The sequence below is a fragment of the Microbacterium testaceum StLB037 genome, assembly GCF_900104345.1.
GTDB classification, from domain to species: domain Bacteria; phylum Actinomycetota; class Actinomycetes; order Actinomycetales; family Microbacteriaceae; genus Microbacterium; species Microbacterium testaceum_A.
In genome coordinates this window covers 472,955-491,888 of sequence record NZ_FNJN01000002.1, presented here as the reverse complement: position 1 = coordinate 491,888, position 18,934 = coordinate 472,955, and the positions used below count along the sequence as shown (strand labels likewise).

General features: G+C 72.5%; 13 protein-coding genes and 1 pseudogene. 5 read left to right on the top strand and 9 right to left on the bottom strand.

Annotated features, from left to right (window positions below; translation table 11 throughout):
- Positions 1-116: 116 nt before the first annotated feature.
- Both BLS25_RS05615 and BLS25_RS17295 read right to left on the bottom strand, forming a co-directional pair.
- Entirely contained in the window at positions 117-2,567 is a 2,451-nt protein-coding gene (locus BLS25_RS05615) for an aldehyde dehydrogenase family protein (RefSeq protein WP_442586993.1), read from the bottom strand.
- A gap of 207 nt (positions 2,568-2,774) precedes the next feature.
- A pseudogene (locus BLS25_RS17295) lies at positions 2,775-3,830 on the bottom strand (proline dehydrogenase family protein); the annotation flags it as partial.
- 224 nt (positions 3,831-4,054) lie between these two features.
- Between BLS25_RS17295 and BLS25_RS05610 the strand changes: the two are divergent.
- On the top strand, positions 4,055-5,155 hold the full coding sequence (locus BLS25_RS05610; RefSeq protein WP_235556906.1) for a S1 family peptidase: 1,101 nt from the start codon (positions 4,055-4,057) through the stop codon (positions 5,153-5,155).
- Positions 5,156-5,402: 247 nt separating this feature from the next.
- On the opposite strand, the gene BLS25_RS05605 is transcribed toward BLS25_RS05610, so the two are convergent.
- Positions 5,403-10,910 (bottom strand): alpha-L-arabinofuranosidase C-terminal domain-containing protein, encoded by a 5,508-nt coding sequence (locus tag BLS25_RS05605; RefSeq protein WP_081349694.1) that lies wholly within the window; start codon positions 10,908-10,910, stop codon positions 5,403-5,405.
- Positions 10,911-11,175: 265 nt separating this feature from the next.
- On the opposite strand from BLS25_RS05605, the gene BLS25_RS05600 reads away from it, so the two are divergent.
- Positions 11,176-12,153, top strand: coding sequence for an acetylxylan esterase (locus BLS25_RS05600; RefSeq protein ID WP_074694719.1), 978 nt, complete (start codon positions 11,176-11,178; stop codon positions 12,151-12,153).
- Between the two features lie 13 nt (positions 12,154-12,166).
- Here BLS25_RS05600 and BLS25_RS05595 read toward each other — a convergent pair whose 3' ends face one another.
- Positions 12,167-12,727 (bottom strand): acyl-CoA thioesterase, encoded by a 561-nt coding sequence (locus BLS25_RS05595; protein ID WP_056228042.1) that lies wholly within the window; start codon positions 12,725-12,727, stop codon positions 12,167-12,169.
- Between the two features lie 142 nt (positions 12,728-12,869).
- On the opposite strand from BLS25_RS05595, the gene BLS25_RS05590 reads away from it, so the two are divergent.
- The gene (locus BLS25_RS05590) at positions 12,870-13,376 is read left to right on the top strand and encodes a GNAT family N-acetyltransferase (RefSeq protein ID WP_074694718.1); all 507 of its coding nucleotides are present in this window, start codon (positions 12,870-12,872) and stop codon (positions 13,374-13,376) included.
- A 1-nt stretch (position 13,377) separates the two neighbouring features.
- A complete protein-coding gene (gene cofE / locus BLS25_RS05585; RefSeq protein ID WP_074694717.1) occupies positions 13,378-14,154 on the top strand; it encodes a coenzyme F420-0:L-glutamate ligase in 777 nt (258 codons plus the stop codon).
- A 115-nt stretch (positions 14,155-14,269) separates the two neighbouring features.
- Here cofE and BLS25_RS05580 read toward each other — a convergent pair whose 3' ends face one another.
- Genes BLS25_RS05580 through BLS25_RS05560 form a run of 5 tightly spaced genes read right to left on the bottom strand, consistent with a single transcriptional unit; the run spans position 14,270 to position 18,296 of the window.
- A complete protein-coding gene (locus tag BLS25_RS05580; RefSeq protein WP_074694716.1) occupies positions 14,270-14,866 on the bottom strand; it encodes an energy-coupling factor transporter transmembrane component T in 597 nt (198 codons plus the stop codon).
- The gene (locus tag BLS25_RS05575) at positions 14,860-15,543 is read right to left on the bottom strand and encodes an energy-coupling factor ABC transporter ATP-binding protein (RefSeq protein ID WP_074694715.1); all 684 of its coding nucleotides are present in this window, start codon (positions 15,541-15,543) and stop codon (positions 14,860-14,862) included. The genes BLS25_RS05580 and BLS25_RS05575 overlap by 7 nt, the downstream gene beginning before the upstream one ends.
- Entirely contained in the window at positions 15,540-16,625 is a 1,086-nt protein-coding gene (locus BLS25_RS05570; protein ID WP_074694824.1) for a thiolase family protein, read from the bottom strand. The genes BLS25_RS05575 and BLS25_RS05570 overlap by 4 nt, the downstream gene beginning before the upstream one ends.
- 4 nt (positions 16,626-16,629) lie before the next feature.
- Entirely contained in the window at positions 16,630-17,703 is a 1,074-nt protein-coding gene (locus tag BLS25_RS05565) for an AMP-binding protein (RefSeq protein ID WP_074694714.1), read from the bottom strand.
- Positions 17,700-18,296, bottom strand: coding sequence for a biotin transporter BioY (locus tag BLS25_RS05560; RefSeq protein WP_056224490.1), 597 nt, complete (start codon positions 18,294-18,296; stop codon positions 17,700-17,702). The genes BLS25_RS05565 and BLS25_RS05560 overlap by 4 nt, the downstream gene beginning before the upstream one ends.
- A gap of 54 nt (positions 18,297-18,350) precedes the next feature.
- On the opposite strand from BLS25_RS05560, the gene BLS25_RS05555 reads away from it, so the two are divergent.
- A complete protein-coding gene (locus tag BLS25_RS05555) occupies positions 18,351-18,905 on the top strand; it encodes a TetR/AcrR family transcriptional regulator (protein ID WP_056224492.1) in 555 nt (184 codons plus the stop codon).
- The last annotated feature ends 29 nt before the right edge of the window (positions 18,906-18,934 follow it).

Here is an 18,934-nt window from a genome sequence, read left to right as displayed (position 1 = left end):
ACGCGTCCCTTCGGCGAAGCCGCACGAAACGGGCGCCAATCACGTGCGTCCTCGGCGAACGAGGGCGTCCTCGGCGCACGGGCGGGGCTCAGCCGGCGCCGAGGACGGGACACCGCTCAGATGACCGCAGCACTCCACGCGTCGACCGCACCGAAGCGGAACGCCCCGATCGACACCGCCTGCTCCCGCAGGAACGGCAGCAGCTCGAGGCGACCCGCGGTGGTGACCTCGTTCGCGTACACGGTGAGCGAGACGTCCCCGCCGACCGTCTCGGCGACGGCCGCGCGCAGCGCGGCGACGGTGTCGGCCGGTCCCACCAGGCGCAGGCGACCCGGTCGCGGGGCCGCGACGAGGGTGTCGGCGTCGTCGGCGGCGGCATCCGGGATGCCACCCGCCAGGCGCTGCAGCCACTCGGCATCGCTCTCGACCGACACGGCGACACCGCTCTCGCCCAGCAGGTGCCGGACCGCCGCGGGCAGCCCCACCGGCGTGCTGAGGCTGAAGGTCGAACCCGACCGGACGGCGGCGACGAGGACGCGCAGGACCGCCTGCCACGCGGCGTCGGCGGTCGCACGCACGGCCACGTCGACCGGCCGGTAGCGACGGAGGTTGCGCTCGACGCCCAGGCGCGAGACGTCTCGCACGCGACCGAACTCGCGGTCCCACGCGACGGCGTCGGCGAGCGCTCCGCGACGGAGCCAGTCGAACGCCTCGTACGACAGGGTGGGCTGAGCCGCCTCGATGAGCGCCGTGATCCGCGAGTCGAGGCCGCGCAGGTGCAGGGTCGACGACGACGCCCCGCCCGTCGAGGGGCGCCACGAGCCGAGGGTCACGAGGCGGTTCGGCCCGCCCGACATGGCGCCGTCACCGGCGGACGCCTCACCCCAGCCACCGAGGGGCTCGCGTTGGATCACCGCTCCGGTCGAGGGGCGGTTCACCCGCAGGACGGCCGCCTCGACGCTGTCGAGCCAGAGGTCGAGGTCTGCCTCATCGCGCGTGTGGAGGCCCGCCACGAACCCCGATCCGATCGCGTTCTGCAACTCGATCGCGCGGGTGACGGTGGGAGCGTGCAGGATGCCGAGCACCGGCGCCGCGACCGCGGCCCGGGTCAGGTGGGAGCCGGCGGTGACGCCCGTGCGGACGCCGGGCGACCAGAACCGGCCGGCCGTCTCGGGCCCGAGGTCGAGCTCTCGCGGCTCCACGAGCCACCGCTCGCCGTCGCCGAGGACGGTCAGGGCGCGCCGCACCTCTCCCGCGGGTTCTTCGACGAGCGGGCCGATGTCGGACAGCGGGTCGTCGGAAGGTCCCACTCGCAGCGACGAGACGGCATCCTTCAGCTGCTCAGTGAAGCGCGTGGACCGCCCGACGGCGCCCACGAGGATCACGAGCGACACGGCCGTGGCGGCCTGACCGGCGCGCGCGAAGGCGCCGCTCACGATGTCGGTCACGGCGGCGTCGAGGTCGGCCGAGGGGGCGACGATCGCGACATTCCGTCCGGCCGTGAACGCCTGCACGGGCAGCGCGGGGCGCCACGCGGCGAAGCGTTCGGCGGTGGTGCGCGCGCCGGCGAGCAGCACACGGTCGACGCCGGGGTGCGCGATCAGGGCCCGCCCGGACGCGTCTTCGTTGAGGTCGACGTAGGCGAGCAGGTCGCGCGGTACTCCCGCGGCCCACAGCGCCTCGGCCACGACGGCTCCGGCACGACGAGCGCGCGGCGAGGGTGTGAGCACCACTCCGGACCCCGCGACGAGAGCGGCCAAGGTCTCGGCGGCGCAGAGGCCGACGGGGGCGTTCCATCGGGGGGCGACCACGCTCACCCGATCGGGCACGAACACGGCCCCGGGGACGCGGTCGAGTTCTTTCGCCGTCGCCGCGTAGTAGGCGGCGGCATCCACCGCCTGGCTCACTTCGGCGTCGGCTTCGGAGAGCAGCGCCCCTCCCTCCGAGGCGAGCACTTCGATCACCTCGGCGCGGCGCTGCTCGAGACTGCGCGCGGCCGACTGCAGGACGGCGGCGCGGTCCGCGGCGGCGAGCGCACCCCACGACTCGGCGGCGGTGCGCACGCGGTCGATCACCGCGTCGAGTCCCGCCTCGTCGTCGACGCGCCCGGCGGCGGCGGTGGCGTCACCGGCGGTCGAGTCGGACACCCGGCCCAGGACGGCGACCGCCCAGGCACGGTCGGCGGGCACGGTCGGATCGGTGTCGGCGACGTTGCGGAACCCGGGAGCTCCTCCGGCGAGCTCGGCGCTCTCGCGGGCCGAGAACACGGCCGTGTCGACGAACGACTGGCCGCCGAAGAGCATCTGCTGCACGTCCGGTCCCAGGGCGGAGGTGTCTCCGGATGCCGCGGCCTCTCGCGCGATGCCCAGCACCGCCTGCGTGAGCCCGGGCTCGGCGGCGTCGTCGCCCACGCGTTCCCGCAGGATCGCCGGATCGCCCTCGACTCCGCGCCGTGCGACGCGCGCGGCGGGCCCGGGGAGCTCGGCCGCGGCGAGAGCGCGACGCACCCGGGCCGCGATCGACGCGGTTTCGGGTGCCTCGACGGCACCCGGGGGGTCGGCGTCCACTTCGTCTGCGCCGGCGGGCGGATCGGGCACAGCGAGGGGAAGGTCGGGCGCTCCGGCCACGGCTCGCGCGTACCCGGCGGCGAGGCGGGCGACGACGGTGTCGAGGTCATCGGGATGCGCGGCGGGGGCCGTCTGCACGTACCCGTCCCCCGGCAGCCAGGCGGTGGTGTGCGGCAGCGCCAGCACGATCTCGGCCCCGGCCTCCGCCGCGAGGGCGAGCGCGAGGGCGGCGCGCTCGGGGTCGGCGGTGGCGACCTCGACCGCGAACCCCTCCTGCCCGCGCGCGCTCAGCGCCTCGCGCAGGCCGCGCACGAGCGCGGCGTCCACGTCGTCGCGCGCCGTGACCGAGGGGGCGGGCCACCCGTGGCGCGCCGCCGAAACGGCATCCGGGGTCTCGATGACGGCGTCGCTCAGCCGCACCGTCAGGCGGGCACCGCCCGCGGAGGTGCGAACGCGCGCCCACGCCGACAGTTCGCGGACCGCGGCGGCCGTCTCGGCGACGGCGATCGGCACCTGGATGCCGGCCCGCAGCCCGGTCAGACGGGGCTCCTCGAGCACGCGGGTGAGCACGGCGACGGTGAGATCGAGGTCATCGCGCCCCTCGGCGACGAGGGTCACGTGCGTGCGCGCGGCGACCGCGTCGAGGAACACCGGCAGCAGGCGCTCGGCCGCGTGCTCGACCTCGGCGTCGAAGGCCCACGGCGACGGTGCGACCACGACGTCGGAGATCGCGAGCGAAATCCGCTCCACGTCCTCTCGAACGAGCAGCGATCGGATGCCGTCGAGCCGGCGTCGCGCCCCGGCATCGCCGACCACCGCGGGGCCGACCAGGCGCACCTCGACCGGGGATTCGAGAGCCTCGAGCGACGGCCCGAGACGCTCGGGCCGCGCGTCGAGGACGAGGACCGAGACGAGATCGCGCAGAGCCCGACGCGCGATCGGCACGGCGGGACTGGGCAGGACGGGGGCGACGGCGCCGCCCACCTGCAGAGCGCCGCGGACGAACCAGTTGAGCGACGTCGGCAGATCGTCGACGAGGCGGTGCAGGGCGGAGGCCGCCGAGGTGAGGGACTCCGGGCGCGAGATCCCGTCGATCGCGGCGGCCAGGAAGTCCGCCGCGGCGGGGTCCGTGGGCAGCGCGCCACGACGGGGCGAGGCGGTCGGTGGCGTCCGGCGCGAGAGAGTCCCGGCGATACGAGCGGCACGGCCGGGGAGGTCCGAGGAGAGCGCGGAAACGGGGGTGCCGGAGTCGTTCGTGCTCATGCCCGTCAGCCTAAACACCGCGCGCGTGGCACCTCGGCGGCCCGCCGCGCAACCCGAGGATCGGCCGCCCGCGACTGCCAGCGATCTTGTTGGACTCCGATCAGATATTCACAGGAAATCCTTCGCTTTTCGTCCGGCTCGTGTTTGTATGGCGGTGGGTACCCCGCCATTTATCCCCCTGGATGGAAGGTCACTCCAACGTGAACCGCATATCGAAAACCGTCGTGGGCGCAGCCGCCCTCGGCCTGTTCCTGACCACCGCCGCCACTGCCCCCGCGCTGGCGCAGACCCCCACGTCGTCGCCCGACGCGGCCGTCGACGGAGTCGACGCGCAGCTGCTCGAGGCGATGGCCGCCGACCTCGGCACCGACGTCGCCGGCGCGCAGGACGTCCTGCGTTTCCAGGCCGACGCGGCCGACACCGCCGACGACGTCGCCGCCGTCGCGGGCGAGGCGTTCGCGGGCACCTGGCTCGACGAGTCGACCCGCACCGTGTACGCCGCCGCCACCACCGACGCGGCCCGCGAAGCCGCAGCCGACGCGGGCGCCGTGCCCGTCGCCGCCGAGCATTCGCTCGACGATCTCGAAGCGATCGCCGCGAAGATCGAATCGAGCACCGTGCCCGATGTCATCCCGTCGTGGTGGATCGACGTCGAACAGAACGACCTCGTCGTCGACGTGGTGGCCGGCGGCGACCAGGCCGCGACCGACTTCGTCGCCACCCTCGACGCCCCCGCCGGTGCCGTGCGACTCGAGACCGGGGCCGAGGCCCCCGAAACGTTCGCGACGATCCAGGGCGGTGTCGCCTACAACATCAACAACCAGAGCCGCTGCTCCGTGGGCTTCGCGGTCCAGGGCGGGTTCGTCACCGCCGGCCACTGCGGCGTCGCGGGCGACAGCACCACCTACGGCACCTTCCAGGGCTCGTCGTTCCCCGGCAACGACTACGCCTGGGTGAGCACGCCGACCCACACCCCGGTCGGATCGGTGACCAACTACGCCGGCGGCAGCGTCGCCGTGAAGGGCTCGACCGCAGCCGCGGTCGGCGCGACCGTCTGCCGCTCGGGCTCCACGACCGGCTGGCACTGCGGCCAGATCCAGGGCTTCAACTCCACGGTGCGCTACGCCGAGGGGTCGGTCTCAGGCCTGATCCGCACGAACGTCTGCGCGGAGCCGGGCGACTCGGGCGGCTCGCTCCTCGCGGGCAACCAGGCCCAGGGCGTCACCTCCGGAGGCTCGGGCAACTGCTCGACCGGCGGAACGACGTACTTCCAGCCCGTGAACGAGATCCTGCAGACCTACGGCCTGCGCCTGCTCACGAGCTGATCCCCCTCCGGGTGTACCCCGTTGCCCGGTCGCCTCACGGCGGCCGGGCAACGTTCTTTTTGTTTCCGAGCAGGGTTGCCCGGTCGCCTTACGGCGGCAGGGCAACGTTCTTGCTTGTTCCAGACCGAGGTTGCCCGGTCGCCTTGCGGCGGCCGGGCAACGTTCTTCTCGTCGGAGGAACGCCGACGCCCCGGCCACCTCTCGGCGACCGGGGCGTCGTTCGTTCCTTCTTGCGGGCGGCCCGGCCTCAGCCGATCGCCCGGCGGCGGCGCTTCAGGGCCGCACCGACCAGCACCGCGAGCAGTCCGAGGGCGAGGGCCGCACCCGAGACCACCCCGCCGGTCACCGCCAGCGGAGACGGGGTCGAACCGGCCGGCGCACTCGGAGCCGCGGGAACGACGGGGACGGCGCCACCCGCGGCGGCCCGGACCTCGATTCCCACCGCTGCCTCGACTCCGCCGATACGCGCGATCACCCGGTGCGCGCCCGCAGGGGTGTCCGCGGGGAGGGTGACGTTCACGAGGAACGCCCCACCGGCATCGGTGCGGACCGCGCCCAGCTGCACCGGAGTGGAGCGCAGTTCGAGCTCCCCGTCGGCGTTCGCGGGCCAGCCCGTTCCCGACACCGTCACGACGCCCCCGGCGACGAGGTTGCCCGAGACCGACAGGGTCGGGTCTCCGGCGTTCGCGCCGACCGCGGTCGATCCCGTCCCGCTGATGTTGCCGGCCACGTCGACCGCTCGGTACGACACGGTGGTCGCCCCCGCACCGACGCTCACGACCGCCTGCGCTCCGGACGCGGTCGTCCAGGTCGCCGCGTCGCCGACGCGGTACTCCAGGCGCGCCACTCCCGACCCGCTGTCGCTCGCGGCGAGCGTGACCGTGCGGGCTGCGGCATCCACCGTCGTGGTCGTCGTCGGGGCCGTGCGGTCGACCTTCACCGTCGCCGTGACGAAGGGCGAGACGTTCCCCGCGGCGTCGGTGGCCTTGAAGGTCACGTTCGACGTCCCCTCCGCCGGGGTCACCGCGCCGGTGTACGTCGCCCAGGTGTTCCCCCCGTCGGCGCTGACCTCGAGGCGCGGTGCCTGGTCGATGTCGTCGGTCGCCGTGGCCGTGATCGACGGCTGCGACACGTACCACCCCTCGGCGCCATCGGGCGAGACCGGATCCGTTTTCACAGCCACCGTCGGCGCCGTCTTGTCGGCCGGACGGGTGTGCATCCGCACGAACGTTACCGAGTACGGCTCGAACGAGTGCGTGAAGGTGCTCGAGACCGGCATCTGCGAGGTCTTCGGAGCCACGGGCGTCGAGGTCGCCGTGTTCAGCGCCGTCGGGGCCGCCTGCAGGGTCGTCACGTCCGCGGTCGGGAGCACGGTGAGCCCACCGAGATCCACCTTGGTCACCGCGGCCTTGGCCTGGGCGTTGACGACCTTGAGGATCACGTCTCCGTTCGTGTCGTCCGTCGTCATGACCTGCGCGAACGGTTCGACCGCCGTGTTGGTGAACTGCCCCTGCTGCACGCCGTCGGCGAAGAGGGTCACCCGGGCGCCGCGCACCTGGATGCGCAGGTCGTAGGTCCGACCGGTCTCGACGCGGGGGGTGCCCGTGTCCGCCACGATCGACTTCGCCCCACCCGCGGCCTTCTCGACGACGCTACGGGTGTTGCCCCACCCGCCGAGGTTCCACCACAGGTAGTCGGCCGACCCCTTCACGCCGAAGCCGACGAGGAAGCCCTCGGCACCGGCGAGCTTCGTGGCCTTGAGCGAGACGTCGTAGTCGGTGGCGGTCAGTGCGGGACCGGCGACGAGCGTGTTGTTCGCCGTCGTCGAGGACTGCACGTAGCTGCCGTCGGCGGCCGACCACGATCCGGCGCCCGCGAGCTTCGACCACCCGTCGTCGTTCTTGTCGGCGAAGTCGTCGGAGAAGAGCGTCTTCCCGTCGGGCGTCGTCACCTTCACGTCGTCGTACCGGGCCGAAGTGCTCCACGTCGACAGGCCGACGGCGCCGGCGAGATCGGTGGATGCCAGATCCCCGCCCGCCGTGGTCGGAACGACCCGGTCGCCGACGTTGCTCATGAAGAGCTTCTGCACCTCGTAGTTCGCCGAGCCCCACACCTGGTCGCGATCGAACCAGATCAGGTCGGGCCGCCACTGCGTGCTGCTGGTGTCGGCGAGCAGCGGCGCGTACGAGGCCATCTTGACGACGTCGGCGTTGCGCTCCAGGCCGGTCATGTACGCCGCCTCCGACAGCGCGTTGGCGAAGCGGTTGTCGAGCGAGGCGTACTCACCGATCCAGACCTTCGGACCCTGACGGTCGTAGGAGTCGTAGCGGTGATTGTTCGAGAGGAACCACGACGGGTCGTTGTAGTAGTGCTCGTCGACCATGTCGACCTTCTGGGCCCGGTTCTGCGCCCAGTGCTGATCGAACACCGCCCCGGTGTCGTCCGGGCCCGAGTTGCTGATCAGGATCATGTCCGGGTACGTGGCGGCGATGGCATCCCGGAAGGTCACGAAGTTCGCCATGAAGGCCTCGGGGTAGTTCTCTTCGTTGCCGATCTCGATGCGATCGAGGGCGAAGGGAGCGGGGTGCCCCATGTCGGCACGAAGCTTCCCCCAGGTCGTGGTCACGTCGCCCTTGGCGAACTCGATGAGGTCGAGCGTGTCCTGGATGTGTCGCTGCAGCTGCGCCGGATCGGTCGCCTGCAGCGCCTGCCCGCACCCGTTCAGGAGCGCGGGGACGTCGGGGACGGGTTTGGCGCCGATGTCCTCGGCGAACTGGAAGTACTCGTAGTACCCGAGGCCGAGGGACTGGTTGTACCCCCAGAAGTTGGCGTTGGTGGCACGGGTCTCGACCGGGCCGACGCTGTCCTTCCACTGGTACGAGCGCGCACGCTCGTAGTTGGAGCCGGCCGAGTAGTCGGCGTGGCTGTTGACGTTGACGATGCACCCGCCCGGGAAGCGGACGAACTTCGGGTGCAGGTCGGCGATCTTCTGAGCGACGTCCTTGCGCAGACCGTTGGTCCGCCCCATGAACGTGTCGCGCGGGAAGACCGAGACCTCGTCGAGGCGCAGGGTCCCGGTGCCGGCGGCCTGGACGAGTACGCGGGCGGCGTCGGTCGTGGCCGTCGCCGTCACGGAGCCGCGGTACTTCACCCAGCCGTCGCCGCCCACGGTCGCCGTGAACGGGTTCGACAGCGCGGTGCCGTCGGCCGAACGCAGCACGAGCGAGACGGGGGTTCCGCCGGTCGCCGTGGTCCGCGCCCAGAACGACACGTCGTAGGTCTCGTCTTTCGTAAGGGCCACACCCGTGTCGAAGCCGGCATTCTCGACGCCGTAGGTCCCGGCCCCGTTGCGGAGGTCGAGCTGCAGGTACGTGCGGTTGCGCTCGTTCATGCGCTTGTCGTCGTTGACCGGCTGCGCCGAGCCCGCGCCGCCGCCGAGGGCCACCGGTGTCCACGCGGTCATCCCCGTGAAGCCCCGGTTATCGACGGGCAGGAATTCGAACGAACGGTTGCGGACGAGCTCGGCGTACAGGCCGCCGTCGGCCGCGTTGTTGATGTCCTCGAAGAAGACGCCGTACATCGCGTCGTCGATCTCGGCGCCCTTCGCGCTCGGGTCAGCCGTGATCGAGAAGTCCGAGGTCTCATCGGTCGGATACGCCGCGAGCAGTCGCTGCTGCTCGGCGGCGCTGATCGGCAGGACGGTTCCGTGGCGCGGGCGCGCCGGGAGGGTGGCATCCAGAACCGAGGTCCAGGTCCCCGACGCGATGTCGCGGGTCTCGAACATCATGTAGCCCTGACCGCCGTGGTAGCTCGGCTGGTCGATGAGCATGTACCAGTGACCGGGCTCGGCGTTGTCGGCGAACACCGTGGGACCCTCGCCATTGGTGAACGTGCCGCCCCAGGGGTTGGGCTGTCCGACGCCGATCTGCTCCTTCACGAGCTGCCAGCCGGGGCTCGACGTCGTGGTCGGAAGCGATCCGGTGACCGTGGCGGTGAGCGAGGTCGAGCGCTCCTGGCGCACGGTCATCGACGCCTCGTCCTTGATGAAGCGGTAGTAGGTGTCGCCGTCGCGCACGACGGTGGCGTCGATGGTGCCCTTGCCCGCGCCGCGCTTGACGTCGACCCAGGGCTGCGGCTCGCTGAAGGTCACGAAGTCGCGAGTGGTGACCATCATCATGCGGTTATACGTGTCGGCCGCCTTGCGACCCGTGGTGGACGCGCTCGGGTAGAGGTTCGAGGCCCAGTAGACGACGTACTCCCCGCGGTCGGCGTCCCACGTGGCCTCCGGCGCCCAGGTGTTGCCCGCGAACTCGCTCGAGACGGTGATCTGGCGCAGGGGGCTCCACGTCGTGAGGTCGTCGGACTGCCAGACGTTGAGCTTGCGGCTGCCGACCTCTTGCGCGCGGCCGAAGTCGCCGTTGTAGAGGTCGAACATGTTCAGGTCGGTGGAGAGCATGTAGAAGCGGTCCCCGTCGGGCGAGCGCATGACGAACGGGTCGCGGATGCCCTTCTCCCCCTGGTCCGAGGTGAGGACGGGCGTGCCGTCGTTGAGGGTGAGCCAGTTCTTCGGGTCGTCCCCGCGGCTCGTGGCGAACGAGATCTCCTCGTCGGTGGTGGTGCTCTCCCCCGTGAAGAAGGGGAAGAAGTAGCCCTCGAGCTTCTGCGCCGCCGGCTTCGGCTGCACGATGAGCTCGATCTCGCGAGTGGTCTGGCTGGATCCCTTCGCGATCGTGGCGGTCAGTTTCACGGTCACGGCGGCGGATCCCGTGGCGGGCCGGGTGACCTCGCCCGTGGCGGTCACGACCTGCGCGTTCGACGACGACCAGGACACCGTCGTCCCATTCGTCCCGGTCGCGGGCAGCGTCACGTTGCCGCGCACGTCATCGGCATCCGGGACCGAGAGGGCCTGCGCGGCGGTGTCCACGTCCTGCTGGTTCGTGGGGGTGCCCTGTGCGACGAGCGCCTTGACGTCGTCGTCGCTGAGCGCGCTGTCGAAGACGGCGACGTCGCGGACGCCGCCCTTCCACACGCGGTCGGGGTACGAGGAGCGCCCGATGTAGGCGACCAGGCCCGAGCCGAACTCGGCGACCGAGCGCGAGGTGGCGACCGTGCCGATCTTGGTGCCGCCGAGGTAGGCGGTGATCGAGGTGGGGGTGATCACGGTGGTGTACAGCGCCCACTCGGAGGTGGCGGAGGGACCCGGGATGCCGCGGGCTCCGTCCGTCGGCGCGATCCCCCGCTCGAGGGTCCAGGGCTGCGCGATCCGTGGTCCGTCCGTCAGCACCGACTTGACCTGGCCGGCCGGGTTGGCGGGGTTCAGCAACCAGTACTGCTGGGGGAGGTTCTCGGTGGTGCCGAAGAACATCGCCGCCTGGTTGCCCGCTCCGGTGCGGTCCTGCAGCCAGGCCGAGACGGTGACGGTGCTCTTGCCGTCGAAGAGCCCCGTGGGCAGTTCGACGTAGGCGGCCGAGGAGCCCGAGGCTCCGCCCGGCAGCGAGAGGGCGTCTCCGTCGACGCTCGAGCCGGTGCCGCGGATGACCGCGTCGCGTCCGTGCCCCGAGGAGTCGGGGACCGTGGTTCCGGTCGTCGCGGCGAAGTCGTACGACGCCAGCGGCGTGGGCAGCGGCGCTGCCGAGGCGGCGACGGCGGGGACCAGGCCGCTCAGGACGACGGCGGCAGCCGCGACGAGCGAGCCCGCGCGTCGCACGATGCCCCTCCGGCTCCGGTCCTCGGAAACAGGTCGTGACAGCACCATGCTCGTCCTCCTCGACGATGGGTGTCCGGCGGGGGCCGGCGCGACGTGAGCATCTCAATGTGAGCGCTCACTATCCGCAATATTGGAGGCGGCTGGGAATGCTGTCAAGGATGATTTGCAACGTTAGACCGCAGAAGCGAGAAGAATGTGAAGCCTCACATTTGTTTCCGACGACGCGGAATCCACGCGCGCTGAGCGGGGGCCGCCGCCCCCGGTGACGCCACCCGTTGCTACTGTCGGTTCGCCCCGGACACCAGGAGGAACCATGGCCGTCACCTTCACCGACATGCCGATCGAGCTTCTGCGGGCCTATCGCCCCGCCCTCAAGGCACCGGCCGATCTCGAGGCGTTCTGGGAGACCACGATCGCCGAGGCGCGCGCTGCGGCTCGGCCCGCCACCCTGACCCCGATCGACGCCCCCGTGCGCGCCCTGAGCGTCTCGGACCTCACCTTCACCGGCTTCGACGGCGACGAGATCCGCGGCTGGGTCGTGCGCCCGCACGGCGACGCGCTCCTGCCCGCCGTCATCGAGTACATCGGTTACGGCGGCGGCCGCGGCCTGCCGGGAGAGCGTCTGAACTGGGCGACCGCCGGCTACGTGCACGTCATCATGGACACCCGCGGCCAGGGGTCGACGTGGAGCGTCGGCGACACCCCCGACCCCCACGGCTCCGCGGCCGCTTTCCCCGGCGTCATGACGCGCGGCATCCGGGATCCGCACGACTACTACTACCGCCGCCTGTTCACCGACGCCGTGCGCCTGGTGGACGTGGTGCGCGAGCTCCCCGGGGTCGATCCCTCGCGGGTCGCCGTCACCGGCGGCAGCCAGGGCGGCGGGCTCTCGATCGCCGCGGCGGCCCTCGCGGGCGAGGCGGTCGCGGCGGTCCTGCCCGACGTGCCCTTCCTGTGCGACTTCCCCAACGCCATCACGCGCACGCCCTCGGCGCCGTTCACCGAGATCACGCGCTATCTCGCGGTGCATCGCGACAACACGGCGAGCGTGCTCCGCACCCTGTCGTACGTCGACGGCGCGATCCTCGCCCGACGCATCACCCAGCCCGCGTTCTTCTCGGTGGCGTTCATGGACGACGTCGTGCTGCCGTCGGGCGTCTTCGCCGCGTTCCACGCCCTCGCGTCGGACGATGCGGCCATCGAGGAGTATCCCTACAACGGCCACGAGGGCGGCGGGCACCGCCACTGGATGAAGCAGGTGGCCTGGCTCGACGCCCGCTTCGGCATGTGATGGCGAGTCCGCGTCACTCCCAGACGCTGGGCGCCGGGCGCTTCGTCGACGGGAGGGCCGAGCCCGCCGCCCAGTCGTGCACCCACGGCTCGATGTCGGGCAGGCCCTCGGGACGCCCGACCGCGGCGAACAGCTCGTCGTGCGGGACCGTGCCGCCCGTGCGACGGAGGATGCGCGCGCGGATCATCGCGCGGGCGTAGATCTCGCCCTTCACCAGCGCGCGGTGCTCGAGGTACACCGCCCGATCGTCGTGGCCGATCAGTCGCGTCTCGAGCTCGAAGCGCTGCCCCAGCTCGAGGGAGCGGCGGAACGTGATCGTCTCGGCGGCGACCACCGCGTACCAGCCCTGCTTCGTCATCGCCGCGAGGAGTCCCGTGCGGGTCAGCAGGTCCCAACGCCCGAGGTCGAAGAGCGACAGGTAGCGGCCATTGTTCATGTGCCGCAGCAGGTCGATGTCGGTGGGCAGCACCCGGATGGACATCCGCGCGACGGTGTTGGGGTCGAGGGGGCCTTCGCGACGAAGGCGACGGCGGGCACGAGCGAGCACCAGCAGGGTGCGCCAGAGGACGTTCACGAGGGGCGAGCGTAGCGATTCGACCACGGAACGGCGATGTCGTTGTGCGTCATCGACAACTCCGGCGCGGCGGCGCATAGCGCATCCGATGGCCGATCCGCCCCGATTTCACCCGCGCCGACGCCCCGCGTAGAGTCGCGCCATGACTGCGGAAGCCCGAACCGACATCGTCGTCCGTCCGGTAAGAGATGTGGATGCCGAGGCCCTCGGTCGCGTGCACGCCACCTGCTGGCACGAGACCTACGACCACCTGATCAGCAAGGCCGCCCTCGAGGCCGTCTCGCCGCGCCGCATGGCCGAGCTCTGGACCCACTGGGCCGCCCAGGGCGAGGACTACCGCATGCACGCGGCCCTCGTCGACGGCGAGATCGTCGGCTTCGTCGGCTCGGGTCCGGCCCGCGACGACGACGCTCCCCGCGAGCGCGAGCTGTACTTCATCTACCTGCTCGATGCGTACCACGGCACCGGCATCGGCCAGCAGCTGTTCGATGCCGCGATCGACGGCGGCGAGGGCGCGTACCTGTGGGTCGCCGACGACAACCCGCGCGCCCACCGGTTCTACCAGCGCAACGGGTTCGCCCTCGATGGTGCCTCGCACACCGAGCCCTTCCTCGGTGAGGAGCTCACCGAGGTGCGCTTCGTCCGCTGACGTGCTGCAGATCTGGGCCCTCGACGGCATCCGCGAGATCACTCCGGGCGATGACCTCGTCCGGGTGATCGTCGATGCCGTCTCTGCGCGCGCGGACGACGACGGCGCCCTGCGCGACGGCGACATCGTCGTGGTCACCAGCAAGGTCGTCTCGAAGGCCGAGGGACGCATCATCCGCGCCGACGACCGCGAAGACGCCATCACGCGCGAGACCGTGCGTCTCGTGGCATCCCGCACCTCCCCCACCGGGCACGTCACGCGGATCGTCGAAAACCCGCTCGGCATCGTCTCGGCCGCCGCCGGGGTCGACGCGAGCAACACCCCCGAGGGCACCGTGCTGCTGCTGCCGGTCGACCCCGACGCCTCGGCCCGCGCCCTCGCGACGGGGCTACGGGCCGCGACCGGAGCGCACGTGGGCGTGATCGTCACCGACACCCTCGGGCGCGCGTGGCGCGAAGGCCAGACCGATCACGCGATCGGAGCCGGCGGCATCCACGTGTTCGAAGACCTCCGCGGGACGACGGATGCCGAGGGCCGCCCCCTCGTGGTGACCCTGCCCTGCGTCGCCGACGAGATCGCCGCCGCCACCGACCTCGTCAAAGGCAAGGCCGCGCGCCGACCGGTCGCGATCGTGCGCGGACGCGCCGACCTCGTGGGCGACCTCGACCTGCCCGGCGCCCGCTCGATCGTGCGCGATCCCGCGCGCGACATGTTCCGCCAGGGCGCCGACGAGGCGTACGCCGAGGGCTTCGCCGCGGGGCGGGCCGCCGCGGGCTGAGCGCGGGCCGGGCAGCGGTCGCGGGGCGGTCGCGTCAGCGAGATCACCCCGGTTCGGGTGCACCTCACCGACCGGTCGAGCGGCGCCTGCGGCCCCGGCGAGACGGAGCGGGCCGTCAGCGTACCCCGCGGGCCGCGAGGGCTTCACCGAGCTGATCGGCATGCCGCAGTGCGAGCACGAGGAACGGCAGGACCGCGACACGGAGCGACGGTCGCACACCCCGCGCCCGCTGCGCCTCGCGCACCTCTGCGGCCAGTCGCGCCAGCACGGGGATCGTCGTCATCGTCACCGCGAGCAGCAGCGCCGTGCGCTCGGCATCCACTACGATCCTCCCCAGCGGAGCGAGTCCACGCTCGAGGGCGTCGAGCATCGCCTCCGCCCGCGTTGTCAGCGGCAGCAATGCCGCAACGAGAAGAGCCGCCGCCACACGCGCCGTGTTCGCGACGGCGGGTTCGACGCCGAGGAAGATCAGCTGCCCCGCGGCCGTGACGACGACGACCCAGCGCAGGGCCCACGCCTGCCGCCAGAACTCCCGCGCCCCGACGCCCGAGGCCACGACGCACGCCAGCGCGACTGCCACCGCGACCCCCGCGGCCCACAGGGTGGTCGGCAGCATCGCGATGGCGAGAGCGATCGCGGCCACCGCGAGCATCTTCGGACCCGCGGGCAGGCGATGCACGATTCCCGTCGCGGGTCGGGAGCCGCTCAGCATGCCAGCGACTGCTCGTACCGGTCGACGACCCCGGATGCCGCGCCCGCGGCGACCACGCGACCGTCGGCGAACAGCACGGCCGCGTCGCACCGTCGAGCGAGGACGAGATCGTGCGTGACCACGAGGGCGCGGTGCGAACCGTCACCGAGCAGATGGTCGGCGATCCGGCGGGCGTTCCGGTCGTCGAGGAAGGCGGTGGGCTCGTCGGCGACGACCAGTGCGGGGTTTCGCACGAAGGCACCGCAGAGAGCGAGGAGCTGCTTCTGCCCGCCCGACAGGTCGAATGCCGGACGGTCGGCGAGCTCGGCCAGACCGAACCGTTCCAGAGCGGCGCTCACGCGCGCCGCTCGCTCGCCCCGCGCGAGTCGTTCGGGGCGGAGCGAGAAGGCGACGTCGTCGGCGACGACCGGCATGACGATCTGGGCGTCGGGATTGCTCAGCACGAGGGCCACACGACGACGGTGGGCCGCGGCATCCCGAATCGGATCCTGGCCGAGCACCTCGAGCGAGCCCCGGGCACGCGGCACGAGACCCGCGACGACCCGGGCGAAGGTCGACTTTCCCGAGCCGTTGTCGCCCACCACGGCGATGGTGCGCGCATCGAGATCGAGGGTGACATCGTTCAGGACGGCCCGGCCGTCGAGGCTGACGGTCAGGTTCGAGCAACGAAGGGTCATCGCACGACCTCGAAGACCGCCGCGACACCGAGCCCCCCGCCGACCGACGCCGCGGCCAGTCCGATCGTCCCGTCCGCGGCCCCCGCACGCACCAGCCGGGCGAACAGTCGCACCACCGCGACGGCCCCGCTCGCGCCCCACGGGTGCCCGAGAGCAAGCGCTCCGCCGTCAGCGCAGACGCGCGGGTCGTCGTCACGGAGCCCGACGCGCGACAGCACGGCGATGCTCTGCGCGGCGAACGCCTCGACGAGCTCGATCGCGGCGAGGTCCCCCGCGGCGTGGCCCGTCCGTGTGAGCACGGCGGCGATGGCGGGAGCCGCCCCGAGACCCGGCAGAGCCGGATTGCTCCCCGTCATCACGGCAGCGCGAAGGGCGAGGCCGGGGCCGGCACCCGCCGGGGCGACCATCACAGCCGCCGCCCCATCTCCGATCCGGGTCGAGGATCCGGCCGTCACCGTGCCTCCGTCCACGAGAGGGACGAGTCTTCGCAACACCCGAGGGGACACCCCGGCCCCCTCATCGCGGGTCAGTCCGCCCACCGGGACGATCTCGGCCCGGAACCTCCCCTCCCTGTCGGCGTTCGCGGCGCGCGCGTGGCTGCGGCCCGCGAAGACGTCCTGACGCTCGCGAGTGAGCCCGTCGTGCCGCGCCAGGTCGTCGGCGGCCCGCACCATGTCGGGGTCGGCGAAGCCCGCCGGAGCGAAGGGAGCACGCGTGTACGGCACGCCTGCGAGCGCGCGCAACGGCGCGGTCGACGCGCTCTCCACCCCACCCGCGAGGCGCGCGATCCCGTCCACCCGCACCGCGTTCGCGGCATCCACGATCGCCGCCAGCCCGCTACCGCACTGCCGGTCGACGGTGCCGCCGGGCACGTGCGGACCCAACCCGGCCGCCAGAGCGGCGAGACGCCCGACGTTCCCGCCTGGCCCGGCGCAATTGCCCATCACCACGTCGGCGATCGGAAAGTCCCGAGCATCGCCCGCGACCGCCGACACCACTGCGGCACTCAGTGCGGTGACGTCTTGGTGGCGGAGCCCACGTCCCCGCAGGGCGAGAGGCGTGCGGCGTGCAGCGACGATCACCGGGTCACCCACGATCCCGTCCCGTCCCGGCCGCGATCCGCTCCACGTCGGCGCGCGCGGGCTTGCCCGAGAGCGTGCGGGGGATCGTGCCGAAGAACCACCGCCGCGGCCGGTGGGCGGGGACGAGCCGGGCGGCCGCCTCCCGCCGCAGATCGTCGGGTCCGGCCCCCTCCACCTCGACGAACGCGGCGATGAGCGCACCGACGCCGGGGCGCGGCATGCCGAACACGACGGCATCCCGCACTCCGGGGATGCCGCGCAGCGTCGCCTCGACCTCGTCGGGGACGACCGTCGCCGACGCGCTGAGGATCGCCCCGTCTCGCCTCCCGCGCAGGTGCAGGCCGCCGTCCCTCACCTCGGCGCGGTCGCCCACGGTGGCCCACCCGCCCGCGCGCTCGAGAGGTCCGCCCGCGCCCAGATACCCGAGGGCCACGAAAGGCGAACGCACCCACACCTCGCCGCCTCGCACATCGAGCTCGACGCCGGGAAAGGCCCGGAGCCCCTCGCCCGAGTCGATCGCGACGAAGGACAGCTCCGCGGCACCGTAGTACGACACGACCTCCACACCCGCGACCGCGGCTCGCGCGCGCAGAGCCGGGTCGAGGTGCGACCCGCCTACCAGCGCGCGTCGCGGAGCCCCACCGGCATCCAGGAGCGCGCGCAGGCCCTGAGGGGTCGCGTGAACGCACGTCGCGTCGACGTCGGCCCCCAGAACGGGGCGGGGACCGCCGGCGAGCGCGTGCGCGAGGGAGAAGAGCGTCAGGGATGCCGCCGGCGGAGCGGGCAGCGCGATCGAATCGTCCGACCCCGCGTCGAGAAGCGCCGCAACGGTCGCGAACGACGAGCTCCACGATGCGGCCGTGCGCAGCACCACGCGCGGGGCGCCGCAGCTTCCCGAGGTGAGCGTCGCCCAGGCCGCGTCGGCGGGCACCTCGTCCTCTCGGATCAGCGCCTCGACGTCGTGGCGCTGCGCGGCACTCCATCGGGGATCGGCGACCAGCACGGCCCGCCCGGCCGCACGGACCTCGGCGATGCGATCGAGAAGCCCGGGTGCGTCACCGTCGACGACGGTGATCACGCGGAGACGGCCTCCGGTGCGTGCGCGCCGAGCCTCCACGTGCGGCGGAAGCCCCGCGGATAGGCCCGGACCAGCGCGACGACGATCGCGGTCGCCACCGCAGCCTTCAGCAGGTCGCCGGGCAGGAATACGAGGCTCGTCAGGGCGGTCTCGCCGAGGGGAAGCCGCGTCACGAGGCTCTGCACCGGGATTCCGACCGCGTAGATCGCCACAACGCCGCCCGCGACCATCGCGAGAGCCGTCCGCCACAGCACGGGCCGCCGACCGCCCGCGTGCACCAGCATGCCGATGACCGCCGCGCCCAGGATCCACCCGAGTGCGTACCCCGCGCTCGGCCCGAGGAACACCGCGATGCCGCCACGACCGCCGGCGAGCAGCGGGAGCCCGACCGCGACGAGCGCGAGCAGCACGGTGACCGAGAGCGCGCCGAGCCACGGCCCGAGCACGGCCCCCGCGAGCATCACGCCCAGCGTCTGAGCCGTGATCGGCACGCCGCCGAACACCGGGAAGCTGCCCGGGAGCCCCAGCACGGCGATGAGCGCGGCGAAGACGGCGACGCGGGCGAGGTCGGTGGCGTCGAGGGTGCGAGTCATGAGGGGGCCTTCCTGAACGATGTTCACTGAACGGCGTTCACTATACTCATCCGCATGGCACCCCGAGGGCATACGGCTGACGACGTCGCGCGCACCGCGCTGCAGATCCTCGACGACCACGGTCTGCCCGACCTCACGATGAGACGTCTCGCGACCGCCCTCGACGTGCAGGCGAGCGCCCTGTACTGGCACTTCCCGAACAAGCAGTCCCTGCTCGCGGAACTGTCCGACCGGATCGTCGGGCGCATGGCATCCGGCCCCTCCGTCGACCTCGCGGCAGAGGCCCGCGCCCTGCGCGAGGCCCTCTTGGCCTACCGCGACGGCGCAGAAGTGGTCTCGAGCACGTTGGCCATGGGACTGGGGTCATCGCTGCCGCACGACCGACTCGCGGCGACCGTGACCGCTGAGGGATTCGACGACGAGACCGCCCGCCGCGTCGCGACCACGGTGCTGCACTACGTGCTTGGCTTCGTGTGGCACGAGCAGCAGCGCCTGCAGTACGACAGCGCGGGGGCTCGCGCGGGCGCGGCGGGCGGACTCGCCGACGACGATTTCGCCTCGGGGGTGGACCTCATCGCCGCGGGGTTGCGGGCGCGCGGACGCGTCTGACGCGCCGGCGGGGCGGTCTCGACCCGCGA

Coding starts and splice junctions, on each gene's coding strand:
- BLS25_RS05605 (WP_081349694.1), bottom strand. CDS start 10,910: ATGGTGCTGTCACGACCTGTTTCCGAGGACCGGAGCCGGAGGGGCATC.
- BLS25_RS05600 (WP_074694719.1), top strand. CDS start 11,176: ATGGCCGTCACCTTCACCGACATGCCGATCGAGCTTCTGCGGGCCTAT.
- BLS25_RS05590 (WP_074694718.1), top strand. CDS start 12,870: ATGACTGCGGAAGCCCGAACCGACATCGTCGTCCGTCCGGTAAGAGAT.
- BLS25_RS05580 (WP_074694716.1), bottom strand. CDS start 14,866: ATGCTGAGCGGCTCCCGACCCGCGACGGGAATCGTGCATCGCCTGCCC.
- BLS25_RS05575 (WP_074694715.1), bottom strand. CDS start 15,543: ATGACCCTTCGTTGCTCGAACCTGACCGTCAGCCTCGACGGCCGGGCC.
- BLS25_RS05560 (WP_056224490.1), bottom strand. CDS start 18,296: ATGACTCGCACCCTCGACGCCACCGACCTCGCCCGCGTCGCCGTCTTC.
- BLS25_RS05555 (WP_056224492.1), top strand. CDS start 18,351: ATGGCACCCCGAGGGCATACGGCTGACGACGTCGCGCGCACCGCGCTG.